Source organism: Mucilaginibacter sp. Mucisp73 (assembly GCF_059491465.1).
In genome coordinates this window covers 5,373,288-5,388,472 of the sequence record NZ_CP168507.1, presented here as the reverse complement: position 1 = coordinate 5,388,472, position 15,185 = coordinate 5,373,288, and the positions used below count along the sequence as shown (strand labels likewise).

Below are 15,185 nucleotides of genomic sequence, written 5' to 3'. Positions count from 1 at the left end.
TTTGGAACATGATGTTGTTTCAGAAAAAAAGGCCTGGGTGTTTTTCCAATTTTTTATGGGGAATTAAAATTTGGGGACACCACATTTGTTACAATCAATTCGCATGCAACACATCTACCGCTTTGATACATATCGACTAAAAACTGAATCAATTTTGATAACAGCTGTTTATAGTTTGTATCTAAATTTGTTTAAATCGATATACCTATGAAAAAATTTGTCTGGCTGTTATGCTTCCTGTTACCTTGCCTCGCGGTTTCGGCCCAACAAATTAAGGGGAGCTATGCTATTAAAAATGAGAAAACCGGGATGCTGTTACGGGTTAAAGACGCACATTCAGAAAATGGTACCCCACTGGTGGCTTACTATCCCGAAAACTGGAAATGCATGACCTGGAATTTTAAACATGTTGCAGGGAATACCTATCAGCTTCAGAATTTGCTTACCAATAAAACATTCCAGCCTAAGGGCGATGCTGATGTAAACGTAGTTTTAGAGGAACAACCGCTTAACGCGAACAGCGCCATTCAGCAATATGAATTTGAGGCGATAGATCATGATACTTACATGATCAAATTGAAAGGGACGAACTTATACATTACGCCATCTGATAAAAAGGGGGCAGTTAACTCACAGATAGTTTTAGCTAAAAAGACAAATACAAAAGACCAGTATTGGGATATTTACGAACAATCGCCTACTATGTGATTCACTATCTGAAGATGGTATGCTAACCGGTAATATTACAACCGGGCCTGAAATAGGATTACGCAACGGTATCTGCCCACAACAGTGCGTTAATCGGCCGTAAATATAAGATTCAACGAAACTGCTATCTCGTCGGTAACAACTGTGTTTTTTACGGCCGAAAAGAAATCCCATGCTTCCCGCCTGGGCTGCATATCGATTTTCCACTTGATACGGTCAATTGTGGTATTTGCCTTAGCGCTGATGATATCGTTCTTTTTAATGATAGCTGCCATAAATTCAATGGGGTTGCTGATCCCTTTTATGGTAAGGATGCCGATCACTTTAAAGTTGATTGACTGGCCTACGCGCGTAATTTCTTTAACAACCATAGTTGCTTCCGGGTACCGGTCTACTGCAAAAAAGCCTTCTTTTTTCAACTCTTCATCTACCTTTTTATTCCCGGCCGCATCGGCATGATCGGTACTGTGCATGGTATTCATATTCAGGCTAAAGGTGCCGTTTTTTGGTTCGCCGCCAGCCGTATACTCCAGGCTGCCCGATTTAAAAAGCAGATAGCCGTAATGGCCGCCCATAGTTTTGCGGGTGTCCCATAAAACTTTGCTTTTTTTAATATCTAAATGGTAGGTTTGCTGTGCAGCGGCTGGGATCAAGGCCATGGACAGCCACAGGATAATCGCGTATTTTCGTAACATAACATAAGTGATTTATTTGGCAAACCTACTCAGCTTCAGTGCGTTTGTTATTGCCGATATTGTAAATAAAATTGTAAACTTTGTAAATTAAATCTCCGGGAATATGGCCGGTTCCAAACTACTAATGAATAAGACAACCAAACGCTTGATGGGGCTTGGTTCCCTGCTGCTCATGACCCTTTTATGTGTTGCTTTCAGCTTTACCGGTAAGGACGACTTTGATATGGCCCGGCAGGAAATTCTGCTCCGGAAAATTGGGCATGAGGTGCTATTATATTCGGGGGATAGTACATCGCGGGTGATGCCGGTGCAAAAGGTTGCTGAAAATGAGTACGAGTTACGGTTTGAGAATGAATTTTCTTTTCAGCCCGATTCGCTCGAAAAAGCAATCAGCAGCGCGCTGGCAAAAGACAACCTGGCTAACGACTATATTGTGAGCGTTTTGAATTGTACAGGGAAGGATGTGATATTTGGCTATGCTATATTCAAAAATAGAAAAGATAACATAATGCCCTGCTCGGGGCGGAAACAACCTAAAAGCTGCTATGTGATCAACCTCAAATTCAAAAGCCAGGGATGGAGTGCACCTCAAAAAAGATATTTAATTGGCGGGATACCTTTATTGGCATTTATCGGGCTTATAATTTCAATGTCGGGTAAAAGCCGGAAAAATGCAGTTTTAAACAGCCCTGCCGCGGAGCATGGTTTTAAAATGGGTAATATAATATTTAACCCAGCCAGGCGGCAGCTGCAAAGTGCCGGAATAATTACCGAACTTACCTTAAAAGAAAATAAACTGCTGCTCATCTTTGCCCGGTCGCCAAATGAGATCATTGAAAGGAGCAGGCTTCAAAAAGAGATTTGGGAGGATGAGGGCGTAATTGTTGGCCGGAGCCTTGACATGTTCATATCAAAACTGCGAAAAAAACTGGAGCATGATCCGGCTATTAAACTGGTGAATATACACGGCAAGGGATATAAGCTGGAAATCAACGGGTAATTACTTTTGTAACTATAAGCTTCGCTGTATATCTGTACCGATAATACACTGTCTAAATACTATAACGTGTTTTTTATAAATGATTTTTAGCAACGATAAACATTGTTAAGCTTTCCGTCAAAAAAATAGCCGATTTATCGCATCCAGGTAAATTTCGATACGATTTTGAAAGGCTCTTCCTTAATTCACTATTTTTGGATGCCGGCCAGCTTTACTTGCGGATATAATAAACATCAAAAGAAAAGCCTAAAGGCATTACATTGATAATCATTTGCTAAAAACGCCCTGCATCTTCAGCGCTTTATTAATCACCATAATTGAAAAACAAAATGAGTAAAATTACAGTAAAAGACGGAACCGAAATTTATTACAAGGACTGGGGAACCGGACAACCATTAGTTTTCCATCACGGCTGGCCTCTATCTGCCGATGACTGGGATGCCCAGATGTTCTTTTTCCTTGAACAAGGTTATAGGGTGATAGCCCATGACCGCCGCGGCCACGGACGTTCAAGCCAAACCGCAACAGGCAATGAAATGGATACTTATGCAGCTGACGTTGCCGAGCTTGTTGAGGCGCTTGACCTGAAGGGTGCAATCCACATCGGTCACTCTACAGGTGGCGGAGAGGTTATCCACTACGCTGCAAAATATGGAAAAGGACGTATCGCCAAAGCTGTGCTGATCAGCGCGGTTCCTCCGGTTATGGTTCAAAGCGAAAGCAATCCTGATGGTGTTCCGATTGCAGTATTTGACGAGATCCGCGAAAATACTGCAACCCAAAGGAATCAATTTTACCAGGACCTGACTATTCCGTTTTACGGCTACAATCGCGAAGGCGCTAAAGTTTCACAGGGTATCAGGGACAACTGGTGGCGCCAGGGTATGATGGGCGGTATAAAAGCACATTACGACTGTGTTAAAGCTTTTTCGGAAACAGATTTTACAGAAGACCTTAAAAGTGTAGATATTCCCGTACTTGTTTTACACGGGGAAGATGACCAGATCGTTCCGTTTGCAAACTCGGCGCTAAAGTCTATAAAGCACTTGAAAAATGGTAAATTGATCTCCTATCCGGGTTTCCCGCATGGTATGCCTACTACCGAGGCTGCAACCATCAACAAGGATCTTTTAGCTTTTATTAAAGAATAATTTTTTCATCAATTACTGTATTGCATAAGGCCGCCTCTTTTGAGACGGCCTTTTTGTTTGTATTGACATATCAATAATCTATCCGAATCTCATTTTATATACATCTGAAAACTTGCTGTTGAAATGTTTATTATTTTTGGATGATGCATCCGGAATTTGAAACATATCTGCGAAGGAGCGACCTGGCTGAGGAGGCGGTCCGCAAGATCAGTAATCTGGCAGTAGCAAGAAAATTGCGCCGTAATGAGCTCCTTTTTAGCGCAGGCGAAATTTGCCGGCACAAGGTATTTGTTGTAAGCGGGCTGCTGTACACCTTCAATATTTCTGCCGGGGGCAATCAGCACATTCTGCAATTTGCGCCGGAAAACAGCTGGACGCTTGATGTTGAAAGTTATGACCGGCAGATACCCTCGCAAGTAAGCATAGGAGCAGTAGAACCCAGCACGATACTCTGCTGGCAAAAAAAGGATTTCGATATGTTGCTGGCGGAGGTGCCGCAACTAAAAAAATTTGCCGAAGGCCTTATTGCCCGTAATATCCACTACAGCCGGAAGCGGATCCTGATTTCATTAAGCGCAACGCCCGAGGAAAAGTATGAAGATTTTATCCAAACCTTCCCGGACTACCTGGCTCGTTTGCCCCTGCGTATGATTGCAGCTTATTTGGGCATCTCCATAAAAACCCTTACCCGTATCCGTCACGCGCAGCTTCAGCGCTAATTTAAATTATGGTCAGCTGACCATCTTTAGCAGGATTTTATTGGAGAATTTTGGATCAAATAAAATCATTGACTTATGCGTGTATTTGTAACCGGGGCCTCAGGATTTGTAGGCTCAGCAATAGTAAAAGAACTTTTAGGGGCAGGCCATGAGGTACTTGGCCTTGTCCGTTCAGATAAAGGCGCTGAACAATTGGCATCAACCGGTGCCGAAGTATACCGTGGCGACGTCAACGACCTGGAACTTATTCAGCAAGGCGCCGCCGCGTGCGATGCTGTAATCCATACGGCCTTTAACCATGATTTTTCACAGTTTAAGGCCAATTGTGAAGCCGACAGGAAGGTAATTGAAGCCCTGGGCGATGCATTGGCCGGAACAAACAAACCCTTAGTTATTACCTCCGGAGTAGGGCTTTTGAATTATGGCCGGCTGGTTACAGAAGATGACGCGCCGCCTGCAGGATCAGATGTTATTCCGCGCGTAGCTTCAGAGGAGGCCGCCGCGGCTGCCGCGGCAAAAGGTGTAAAAGTTTATACGGTGCGCCTGTCGCCGAGTGTGCATGGTGAGGGCGACCATGGTTTTGTACCGATGATCATTAATATGGCCCGGGAAAAAGGAGAATCGGTCTATATAGCTGAAGGGAGCAATCGCTGGCCTGCCGTTCACCGTTCAGACGCCGCAGTTCTATATCGCCTGATTATAGAAAAGCAACCTGAGCTTCGTGTGTTTCACGCCGTAGCCGAACAAGGTATCGCATTTCGCGAAATTGCCGAAACAATAGGTCAGGGTCTGCATTTGCCTGTACTGAGCAAAACAGGTGATGGAGCGGCGGCACATTTTGGCTGGTTTTTGCACTTTGCCTCATTGGGTTGCCCCTCATCCAGCGAAAAAACACGCGCGGCCCTAAATTGGCAGCCTAAAGCTGTCGGGTTAATTGCTGATATGGGAACTGCCGGTTATTTCCAGCAATAACATTGACCAAAACTTTAAGTTTACTCAAAGAACAGAAGCCGTCTTATACTTTTGCGATGGCTTCTGTCCTTTAGTTATTGGGTAATGAGTATTAAAAAAACCAAGCTTAAGTAACCAAACCAAGGATAACTTCATAGTAGGCACCGCTCACCGGCAATTCAATACTTGCCTAATTGCACTTTACGATTTTGTAAGGATTTTATTTTACCTACCGGAACAATATACCTGTGGTGAATGCGCCGAAATTTTGCAGAAGGCAGCTTTTTCAATACCTCTTTTAATGGCATTAGCGTAAGTATGGGCTTGTCATTGGTTAAATGGATCCGGATATAATTTTCCATGCTTTCATATAACCGATGGCGCTCAAATCAATTTTTATAACCCGGTATTCCTATTCGGGGAAATTTTAAATGGAATTTGTTATTGGTTTAAGGGAAGGATCGCCTTTAAAAAATAAAAGCCTCCCAACCTTGCGTCGGGAGACTTTCAACCTAAACCTTATCACAATTAAACCGGTAAGTTTACCAGTTCGCTGTTGTTATTACAATCACTGTGCCAAAACCCGAAACTTTTTAAATTTTTTGTTAATGTATCCTTGTTGATACATTAACAATAGGTTAAAAGGGAATTTACTTTACAAAAAGTGTGTAACTAAGTGTCAAAAAGACACCGTGATTTTTATTGGCATACAGAAAAGTGAACACTTTATGTCTCTTTTGCAGCTTTTTTTCTACGCAGATAACTGTCAGTTAAAAATAGCGCCAAAATTACATCAAACACGAAAAAACTTTTCATGAAAGCGCTATTGAAAATGGCGTTGGCTGCAGGCAATTTTAAATCTGCAGGTAGTTTAATGTTTACAACACTGAACGGATTTCCTGAAATTTGGACATTTGAAAGGGTGATTGCCAGCAGGGCCAATATGCTTAGCACAAAAAAGGCCGCAATACCCAGTATAATCTTTTTATTTATAGTTGATTTTAGAGGTGCCAGTGCCTGATCTGCCCTGATAGCCTCCATTACATTATAGGTAAAGGCCATTGATGGTTCATCAAGTTCCAGGCCGGCAAACTCCTGGTTTAGCACAAGCAGCTCTGTGTACTTTTGTTTGTACAGCTCGTCTTCCTCAATAAGCCGGGAAATGGCTTCCTGCTCAGCCGGTGTGCAGGTACCATCAATATAGTTCCAAAGTTTTTCTTCGATGGTGTTCATATCAGTTCTTTCACCTCGTGTTTTAAATTGCGCTCCAGCTTCTCTTTCAAACGCTGGCGTGCCCTAAATAGTTTAACCTTAACGGTATTTGTTTCAATACCCATTGTTTGGGCAATTTCTTCTAACGATTGCTCCCCCTTATAAAAAAGGGTAATAATAGTGGCATCATCGGGCAGTAATTGCTCAATTGCCTGGTTCAGGTAATATGACCGCGATTTGTTTTCTGCGTTGTTGGTATCATATGCCGATTCATGGCTCTCAACCAGTACCAATGTACCTTCATCATCAATCGAATCGGTATCCACCCGTTTTTTTCTTAAAAATGTCATAGCTGTAGTATAAACTATACTATACAGCCAGGTACTGAATTTTGACTGCCCCTGGAACGAAGCCAGCGAGCGGTACGCTTTCACAAAACAATCCTGCGCAATCTCTTCGGCATCTTCCCGGCCTTTTGCAAAACGCAGGGCCAGCGTAAAAACAAAACGCTGGTGCCGCTTAACCAAATCAGCGTACGCGAACTGGTTACCAGCCAGGGTTTGCTCAATAAGTTCGATATCTGAAAGCTTGCTCTGCATTATATAACCCCTGTGACCACACTTTTACAGACCAGGTTACACCTTTATGTAAATATAATTTATTTTGATGGGAATAGATATGGTATTAGGGGATTGCGCGTAGGGCGCGTTAGGGATTGGAATGTAAAGCCCGGAGCGCGTAGAGAGGTTGCGGGTAGGAAAGGCGAGGACTTGCAACGAAAAGCCCGGGCCGGAGGCAACGCCATTGTCTGAATCAGAATTTGATAATTGACCGAATGCTAAACCAATAAAAAATCCTTAGTTCATTTAGCTCAGGTATGATATTAAAAGAAATCCGAATTTGAAAATCCCAACTCCGAAATCAATCATAGCGTTGCCTGCGGCCGGGCTTTACGCTCATACGCCTGCAGGCATTACGCCCCAGGCCTGTATCCGCTTCAATCCCTAACGCAAATTGGGGTTCAATTTAGATTCTGTTGTTTAAACTCAATAATCCCAATATGCTCCCTTTATTCGTAACATACGCCCCAACATTCAATCTCATAATTTTGTATTTTTACATTTATAAAAGGGATATTGTACGTTGATGGATGAAAACAGGCTAAATATTTTAAATAGCTCAAACAGGATGCTCAGCAAGCTTCAACTGCTGTCGGTATTTTTTGAAGACGAGCTCATTTACAAGATCTATCTGCGCACACAGGTTATCCACAAGCTTTTTGAAACTAATCCCGAAATCGATATCAACAAGCTGGAACTTTTTCATGTGCAATTTACCACCAGTCTGGTCGACCTGCTCCGCAAGATCAAGAAGAACAACGAGAACAATGTCAGCCTTGTGCTCGACGAGATCCAGCTTACCCGGGAGATGGTTGATAAGATGGACGACAATGTGCTCACCGAGCAGGATTTCAAGATTGACAGGCAAAGGCAGGCGCTGAAAGTAAACCTTTCGTTGCGGAAGCTTTACCAGGTACTTTCAGATAACTCAACCGATTATCCTTTCTCCAAAAATATCAATGCCTTCAGCCTGCGCTACGGTTCCGATTTTTTTTATAACATAACTCCAGAGCTGTATAATGAACTTGTGCAACATAACTATAATGATACCTATCATAATAACTACGCTACTATTCAGCGTAAGCTGATGGGGGTATTGTTAAAACGCGAGTTCCGTACAGAGTTTTACTGTGGGTTAAAGGCCGGTAACCTGATACTGGAAGTGTATAAATTTATGGATGAAGACAGGCACTTTTTATTTTCGCCTGCCAATAATTTATTCCTATTTTGCGATGTTACAAAGCTTTCGGGCATCGAGCATAATAACAATCTGTCAAAAAGGGAAAAACTGATGCATGAGCTGCAGGACAAAATTGATAAGCTGCAAAGCGATGTAGTTACCATGAAAGCTTACATGCCGCCCGAAATAAAAAGCCTATTAGCCGAAAACTACAAAAAAATAGCCGACATCAACTTTTTACAAAGCCTGAGCGACGTGGATGTGCAGGCCAATATTTTAAAAGCAATGCTTAATACCGATATTATATAATTTATGGAGTTTTTACATTACCTGCTTGGCCCCGACCTTAAGGCCGGCCTATTGATTGTCCTAAACCTGATTGTTATTGAGAGCCTGCTCTCCGTTGATAATGCCGCCGTACTGGCTACTATGGTACTTGACCTGCCTCCGCATCAGCGTAAAAAAGCACTACGTTATGGTATTATAGGTGCATATGTTTTACGGGGTGTTTGTTTGTTTTTAGCGGCATGGCTGGTATCTGTTTGGTGGCTGAAACCACTTGGAGGCATTTATTTGATATACCTGAGCTTCAATTATTTTAAAGGCAAACTGAAAAAGGCCGACGGCGATGCTGAAGAGGAAACGGTTGATAAAAACAAGAACTGGCTTTACCGCTCAACCGTTGGTTTGATAGGTAATTTGTGGGCAACCATAGCTTTAGTGGAGCTGATGGATCTTGCCTTCTCTATTGATAACGTTTTTGCGGCGGTTGCTTTTACCGACCATAAGATGTTAATTTATATTGGCGTGTTTATCGGGATCCTGGCTATGCGATTTGTTGCCCAGGCTTTTGTGAAACTGATGGAGAAATTTACCTTCCTGGAAACAGTGGCATTTATAGTGATTGGCGTGCTGGGCATTAAACTGGCCTCATCATTATACGTCCACTTTTACCCTGAAGCGGGATTTTCAAAATTGATGGAAGGAGAAAGCGCCGATATTTTCACTTCGGTGTTTACTGTGGCTTTATTTATTATCCCTGTACTTACGTCATTGCTGTTCAACTTCCCAAAAAGACACACTATTGAACCAGAAGTTGCGGAAGCGGCAGAGGATGTGCTGGATAAACAGTAGTTCAGTTGGCAGTGGCAGTTAGCAGCAGGCAGCAGTAAAAAACGCCTTTGGGAGGGTGTAGCGAGAGGTTTCCTGAACTTTGTATGATTTTGCAAAGCGGATAAACCCCTCCCTGCCACAACATCGCCAGCCGCACCCTCCCCGGGGAGGGAAGAAAACATTAATGACTTGATATATAAATTAAATGTTCTTAAATAAAACAATAGCGTCCATTTTCGGCATCGGCTTTTTAAAAGGCGGGGGTACTTACGCCGCTATAGTTACCTGTGGCTTTATCTGGCTGCTGTGGCAAAGTCCGGCTTTGCAAAATCCCTGGTACCTGTTGGCTATTACCATATTTGTTACCGCGCTTGGCGTATTTGTAGGCAATAAGGTTGAACCCGACTGGGGCGAAGACAGCTCGCGTGTGGTAATTGATGAGGTTGCCGGAATGCTGATAGCTATGCTTTTTATCCCTGCCAACTTATATTTCCTTTTAGCCGGATTGGTATTGTTCCGTTTTTTTGATATTGTGAAACCGCTTGGCGTACGCAAAATGGAAGATCTTGGCGGCGGTTTGGGTGTAATGATGGATGATGTGCTGGCTGGCGTTTACTCCAATATCCTGCTTTGGATTGGATATTTTGTGTGGATGAAATTTGGAGCACATTAGTGAAAGAGCGGGTTTGTGAGATTTCCTCTTCCTAACCTATAAAATCAAATATGTGGTTACATAGCTAACTTGGTAAGCCCTCTTGAGGCTTATATCACACAAATAATTTTTTCAAAACAAAATTAACCCTGAGTTCAGTTAATCAGCAGCTTATACCCTCGTCCGTGTACGTTGATGATCTCCACGTTAGGGTCATCTTTCAGATACTTACGAATTTTGCTCAAAAATACATCCATGCTGCGGCCGTTAAAGTAATTGTCATCGTGCCAGATGTTCAGCAGGGCTTCTTCGCGGGTAAGCACTTCGTTTTTATGCACACACAACAGGCGCAGTAATTCAGCCTCCTTGGTGGATAGCTTTTGCTGGTTGTCTGCTGTCATGATCATCTGGGTTGTATAATCAAACGTATATTTCCCAATTTTAAAGGAGGTTTGTTTCTCCTCTTCCTTTTTGCCGATATTATCCGTACGTTTTAACAGCGCATTTATACGAAGCAGTAATTCCTCAATGCGGAAAGGCTTGGTGATATAATCATCCCCCCCCAAATTGAAGGCCTGGGTTTTATCTTCAATCATGCCTTTGGCCGTCGCAAAAATAATAGGCACCTGGGCATTGATCTTACGGATATCCTTACCAAGTGTAAAACCGTCCTTTTTAGGCATCATCACATCCAGTATCAGCAAGTCATATGTTTGTTTGGTAAAGGCGCGTAGGCCTTCTTCGCCATCCTTACATAAAACCACGTCAAACTTACCTTTCAATTGCAGGTAATCTTGCAGTAACAGGCCCAAATTGGCATCATCCTCAACCAGTAGTATTTTCTTCATATGTTTTTTAGTCCGGAAGTCCGAGGTCGGAAAGTCCGGAAGTTCTTTAATCATGTCGGGAGATAGGCTGAGCTTATCTTACGGACTTTCGGACATCCCGACTTTCCGACTCGTAGATCTACGCCACTGCAAACTTCAGCTCAAACTCCGAGCCTTTTTCTTTTTCTGATTTCACGCTTATGGTGCCATTCAGGCGTTTTACTATGGTATTAACATAGCTTAAGCCCAGGCCAAAACCTTTAACGTTGTGTACGTTGCCGGTAGGTATGCGATAAAACTGCTCAAATATCTTTGATTGCTGGTCGCGGCTCATGCCTATACCTTTATCAGCTACTTTAATAACGATCTGTCCGTTTTTAACAAAAGTACTTATCGTTATATCAGGCGCTTCGTTGCTGTATTTAATGGCGTTATCAACCAGGTTGTATAACACGTTCGAAAAATGCAGCTCATCAGCAATAATATAGGCTTTTTCGGCATCAAGGTGCAGTGTGGTTTTAGCATTGCATTTTTGCAGTTTGAGCGCCATGCTATCAAGCACTATGCTCACCATCTCGTTCACATCAACCGGCTTTTTCTCCAGTTTAAAGTCATTGCGTTCAATACGGGCAATGTTTAATACGCGCTCGATATGGCTGCCTAAACGGGCATTTTCTTCAAAAATGATGTTCGCTAAACGGGCTACCCGGCTTTTATCTTCGGCAATTTCATTATCCCTTAAAGCTTCACTGGCAATCATGATGGTTGACACCGGGGTTTTAAACTCGTGGGTCATGTTGTTAATGAAATCGATCTTCATTTCCGAGATCTTTTTCTGCCTCAATATCGAAAATATAGTATAACCGAAGCAAAGGATCAGCACCATGGTAAGGCCGCCGGTTGTAGCCATGGTTGCAGTCATATTGCTTAAGATCAGCGAATTTTTTTGCGGAAACGAAAGCCGGATCTTTCCGGGGTCGTTGATCACCTCTTTGGTAAAAATGGGTGTTTGATAAGTATTTGCCGCTACAAACACAGGCAGCTTTTCGCCCTGGCTGTCGCTGGCATTTGAAAATATGAGCGAGTCGCTGTTGGCGGTTGTAACTTCGTAGCTGAAAGGCAGAAAAATGCCTTTATTATGAAGCTCAAAACGCAGTAACGAATCTATCCAGAAAGGGTTGATCCGTTTATTCAAAGGTTCGCCCGATTTACGGTATTCTTCGGCCAGGTTCTCGATAACGGTGGGCTTATTGCTCAAACTGTTAGCCTTTTCAAGCGAATCGGTCTCCAGCATTTTTTTTATTTGTTGAACCTGCCGTTCCTTTTGCTTACGGGTTTGTTCCTGTACCCACAACGGATTGATGCGTGGCACCGAGATCATTTGTTTGCCAAACTGGGGGTCGACGTAGACATACCTCAGGGTATCATACTTATGAAGTTTTTTAGGATGACCTACCCTGCGGGTAATACGGGTATGCACTATCTCGGGTGTAAGTTGCTCATGTACTACACCAAACTCGTCTGTATATTCTTCAACACGTACTTTAAAATCAACCGTACCTTCTGTTTGTAGTAAGCCGTTAAGCTCATCATCCATTTTTTTACGCCGGATCATGCGCTGCAAACTATCGCGCAGTAAAGCAATCCGTTTTTCGCGGGCAGATGAGTGTTTTTTGGTTTTTGGTATTCCCGCTACTTTTATTGTGCTAATGTCCTGCTCTTCATTATCGGTGCTGATGGTAGCTTGCTGGGTTTTGGTTTTCAAAAAGTTATTCGCATCCTGGCGGGTAACCTTATCTACCACATTGTTCATAGCTTCTCTCACCTGTCGGTCGAATGAATCGGACTGCATCTGGTAAGATTGCCTCAGAAAATAAAATTGCATAGCCATAACGCCCAGCAACGCAAAGCTCATTAAGCCAATAATTAAACCTATGCTCCTTTTCTTCATTTATTAACAAACAAAATTATCCTAAATCCGCACACAAAAATTGCATTTAACAAAATTTAACAAATGTGCATTCAATTTAAAACTCTGCTGCTTAATATTTTATTGTATCAATTAGTGAGATGTCTGTTTAAGGCTGCGGGTTATGACAGGAAGCCTATAAACAACAAAAGACCCTGTTAAAGGGCCTTTTGAAATATTTTACTCAAGCTTTTCTCTATTTTATTAGAATGGCAGATCGTCATCATCGGCCGATGAGCTGATATCAGCTGAAGGTGCTGCGTATTGCGGAGCAGCCGTTGCGTTGTTAGCAGCAGCAAGCGGAGTAATTCTCCATAACTGCAATGAGTTAAAATAGGTTTTTTTGCCCATTTTATCTGTCCACGGGCGACCTTTAAGATTAAAAGAAACCTCTACATCATCCCCAATCTTCACGTTATCCAGTAAATTGCAACGATCCTGTATAGCTTCAAACTTTAAATATTCAGGGTATTGAGGGTTCTCAATATATTCAAGTATAAGTTCGCGTTTTTTAAGTGAATCGGTTACTTGCTGAGTGGCCGACACTTCATGTACCTTACCTTTAACTTCCATAATTAGTCTTCAAATAATTTAAAATGTAAAGTTAATAGTAAGAAATTAAAATAGGGGCTTTTTAATTCTTAATTTTGCCGAATTAATATGCAAGTTTTCCACACCGAAAGTAAAATCATAATTACATGTAACAAAAGGCTTTCGCCTTACCTGCAAAGGGAGGTTGAAGCTTTAGGCTATGAGCCGGTCCGCGTTTTCCCTACCGGGGTTGAACTAAAAGGTACCGTTACAGATACCATTCCGCTTAATTTGAACCTGCGCTGCGCAAGCCAGGTACTGTATTTGTTAAAAACTTTTACCGCCCGCGATCCGAAAGAACTTTACGAAGAGCTGGTAACCATTGAGTGGGAAAAGCTGATTGATTTTACCGGTTACTTTTCGGTATCATCAAATGTAAATAACGAACACATCCTTACACCGCTGTTTGCCAACGTAAAGGTAAAGGATGCTATTGCCGACAGGATCAAATCCATTAAAGGTATCAGGCCCGACTCTGGTCCGGAGGTTAATAAAACCCTGGTACATCTTTACTGGCAGGATGACCGCGCCGAAATTTTCCTGGATACATCGGGCGAAACACTGGCCAAGCACAGTTACCGTAAAATACCGGGTAAAGCACCAATGCTCGAAGCTTTGGCAGCATCAACCATTATGGCTACCAAATGGGATATGAAAAGCACATTCATTAACCCTATGTGCGGCTCGGGTACCCTGGCTATTGAAGCAGCATTGCTGGCTACAGATAAGTCGCCGGGTTTGTTCAGGATGAATTATGCTTTTATGCATATTTTAGGATATGACGAAACGGTATTTTTTGCAGAGCGGCGAGCATTGAAAGATAAATCCAAAAAAGAAACCGGCTTTAAAATCATCGCTACGGATATTTCTGAAGACGCGGTTGACATCGCCCGCAAAAATGCCAGAACAGCCGGCGTAGAACATTTGATCGATTTTGCCGTTTGTGATTTTGAAGATACCGAGGTTCCGGCAGAAACTGGTGTTGTAATGTTTAATCCCGAATACGGTGAGCGTTTGGGCGTACACACTAAGCTGGAGATCACCTATAAACGTATGGGCGATTTTATGAAAAAGAAATGCCTTGGGTATAATGGTTACGTTTTTACGGGCAATCCCGACCTGGCCAAAAAGATAGGCCTGAAGGCAGCCCGAAAAATTGAATTTTATAATGGTAAGCTTGATTGCCGCTTGTTTGAGTATGAATTATACCAGGGCAGCAAACGCGAACCGAAAGAAGAAAATTAAATGAAAAAGATCCTGTTATTTATAACACTTATTTTATCATCAGTACTGGTTAAGGCACAAGCGCAATTAGCATTTCCGTTTCAGGGCGGTAGTCCTATTATGAACCGCTTTTTTAAAGACAGTCTTGTTGTATCACCCGAAATCATTAAAAAGAAAGCAAGCGGAACAGCGGTGTTTAAATTTACCGCTGATGAAAAAGGTTTGATCAAAAAAATAATTGTTTACTATGCGGATGATGCCATACTGGTAGTACCCATCATTGAGGCGCTAAAAAAATCAAATCATAAATGGATCATCCCCGATCATGAAAAACTGCATGATTTTATTTTGCCGTTTTCCATTAACTTTAATGCGCCGGCAAATACAAGCAATGCTACTATAAAAGCGGCATTTGATTATTACAGCAAACGCAAGCCAATCATATCTTATAACCAGGTACCGCTTGAAACGGCTACTTTATTGCCCACGGTAATTGTTAGTTACAATTTAAGCGAGTAGTTTTTTTAATAAAAAGGAATTTGAAAGCGACAGACTTTGCGGCCTGTCGCTTTT

17 protein-coding genes are annotated in these 15,185 nt (G+C 42.4%); 10 read left to right on the top strand and 7 right to left on the bottom strand.

What is annotated here, in order from left to right; all coding sequences use genetic code 11:
• The first annotated feature begins 207 nt into the window (after positions 1–207).
• Positions 208–708: an RICIN domain-containing protein gene (locus ACEN82_RS22225; RefSeq protein WP_413322178.1), complete on the top strand. Its 501-nt coding sequence runs from the start codon at positions 208–210 to the stop codon at positions 706–708.
• An 89-nt stretch (positions 709–797) separates the two neighbouring features.
• On the opposite strand, the gene ACEN82_RS22220 is transcribed toward ACEN82_RS22225, so the two are convergent.
• A complete protein-coding gene (locus tag ACEN82_RS22220; RefSeq protein ID WP_413322177.1) occupies positions 798–1,403 on the bottom strand; it encodes a YceI family protein in 606 nt (201 codons plus the stop codon).
• Positions 1,404–1,527: 124 nt separating this feature from the next.
• Here ACEN82_RS22220 and ACEN82_RS22215 point away from each other — a divergent pair, with 124 nt between their 5' ends.
• From ACEN82_RS22215 to ACEN82_RS22200, 4 genes are all read left to right on the top strand, one after another.
• Positions 1,528–2,403: a winged helix-turn-helix domain-containing protein gene (locus tag ACEN82_RS22215; RefSeq protein WP_413322176.1), complete on the top strand. Its 876-nt coding sequence runs from the start codon at positions 1,528–1,530 to the stop codon at positions 2,401–2,403.
• Between the two features lie 329 nt (positions 2,404–2,732).
• Complete coding sequence (locus tag ACEN82_RS22210; RefSeq protein ID WP_413322175.1) at positions 2,733–3,554, top strand: alpha/beta fold hydrolase; 822 nt, start codon at positions 2,733–2,735, stop codon at positions 3,552–3,554.
• A 140-nt stretch (positions 3,555–3,694) separates the two neighbouring features.
• Entirely contained in the window at positions 3,695–4,273 is a 579-nt protein-coding gene (locus ACEN82_RS22205) for a Crp/Fnr family transcriptional regulator (protein ID WP_413322174.1), read from the top strand.
• 75 nt (positions 4,274–4,348) lie between these two features.
• Complete coding sequence (locus tag ACEN82_RS22200) at positions 4,349–5,245, top strand: SDR family oxidoreductase (RefSeq protein ID WP_413322173.1); 897 nt, start codon at positions 4,349–4,351, stop codon at positions 5,243–5,245.
• Between the two features lie 158 nt (positions 5,246–5,403).
• Here the strand turns inward: ACEN82_RS22200 and ACEN82_RS22195 are convergent, their stop codons facing one another.
• The 3 genes from ACEN82_RS22195 to ACEN82_RS22185 form a co-directional block, all read right to left on the bottom strand.
• Entirely contained in the window at positions 5,404–5,586 is a 183-nt protein-coding gene (locus tag ACEN82_RS22195; RefSeq protein ID WP_413322172.1) for a LytTR family transcriptional regulator DNA-binding domain-containing protein, read from the bottom strand.
• A 364-nt stretch (positions 5,587–5,950) separates the two neighbouring features.
• Positions 5,951–6,457 (bottom strand): anti-sigma factor, encoded by a 507-nt coding sequence (locus ACEN82_RS22190; protein ID WP_413322171.1) that lies wholly within the window; start codon positions 6,455–6,457, stop codon positions 5,951–5,953.
• Entirely contained in the window at positions 6,454–7,035 is a 582-nt protein-coding gene (locus ACEN82_RS22185) for an RNA polymerase sigma factor (RefSeq protein ID WP_413322170.1), read from the bottom strand. The genes ACEN82_RS22190 and ACEN82_RS22185 overlap by 4 nt, the downstream gene beginning before the upstream one ends.
• Positions 7,036–7,582: 547 nt before the next feature.
• Between ACEN82_RS22185 and ACEN82_RS22180 the strand changes: the two genes are divergently transcribed.
• From ACEN82_RS22180 to ACEN82_RS22170, 3 genes are all read left to right on the top strand, one after another.
• The gene (locus tag ACEN82_RS22180) at positions 7,583–8,545 is read left to right on the top strand and encodes a hypothetical protein (protein WP_413322169.1); all 963 of its coding nucleotides are present in this window, start codon (positions 7,583–7,585) and stop codon (positions 8,543–8,545) included.
• A 3-nt stretch (positions 8,546–8,548) separates the two neighbouring features.
• Positions 8,549–9,370 carry a TerC family protein gene (locus ACEN82_RS22175; RefSeq protein WP_413322168.1) on the top strand — a complete coding sequence of 274 codons (822 nt, stop codon included), beginning with the start codon at positions 8,549–8,551 and terminating at the stop codon, positions 9,368–9,370.
• A 184-nt stretch (positions 9,371–9,554) separates the two neighbouring features.
• On the top strand, positions 9,555–10,022 hold the full coding sequence (locus ACEN82_RS22170) for a phosphatidylglycerophosphatase A family protein (protein WP_176625358.1): 468 nt from the start codon (positions 9,555–9,557) through the stop codon (positions 10,020–10,022).
• A 134-nt stretch (positions 10,023–10,156) separates the two neighbouring features.
• Here the strand turns inward: ACEN82_RS22170 and ACEN82_RS22165 are convergent, their stop codons facing one another.
• From ACEN82_RS22165 to ACEN82_RS22155, 3 genes are all read right to left on the bottom strand, one after another.
• Positions 10,157–10,849 (bottom strand): response regulator transcription factor, encoded by a 693-nt coding sequence (locus ACEN82_RS22165; RefSeq protein WP_090531325.1) that lies wholly within the window; start codon positions 10,847–10,849, stop codon positions 10,157–10,159.
• Positions 10,850–10,967: 118 nt separating this feature from the next.
• Positions 10,968–12,779, bottom strand: coding sequence for a sensor histidine kinase (locus ACEN82_RS22160; protein ID WP_413322167.1), 1,812 nt, complete (start codon positions 12,777–12,779; stop codon positions 10,968–10,970).
• A gap of 222 nt (positions 12,780–13,001) precedes the next feature.
• Positions 13,002–13,370 carry a DUF3127 domain-containing protein gene (locus tag ACEN82_RS22155; RefSeq protein WP_090530546.1) on the bottom strand — a complete coding sequence of 123 codons (369 nt, stop codon included), beginning with the start codon at positions 13,368–13,370 and terminating at the stop codon, positions 13,002–13,004.
• A gap of 87 nt (positions 13,371–13,457) precedes the next feature.
• Between ACEN82_RS22155 and ACEN82_RS22150 the strand changes: the two genes are divergently transcribed.
• Together ACEN82_RS22150 and ACEN82_RS22145 are read left to right on the top strand one after the other, a co-directional pair.
• Entirely contained in the window at positions 13,458–14,633 is a 1,176-nt protein-coding gene (locus tag ACEN82_RS22150) for a THUMP domain-containing class I SAM-dependent RNA methyltransferase (protein WP_413322166.1), read from the top strand.
• Positions 14,634–15,131, top strand: coding sequence for a hypothetical protein (locus ACEN82_RS22145; protein ID WP_112651102.1), 498 nt, complete (start codon positions 14,634–14,636; stop codon positions 15,129–15,131).
• Positions 15,132–15,185 lie beyond the last annotated feature (54 nt).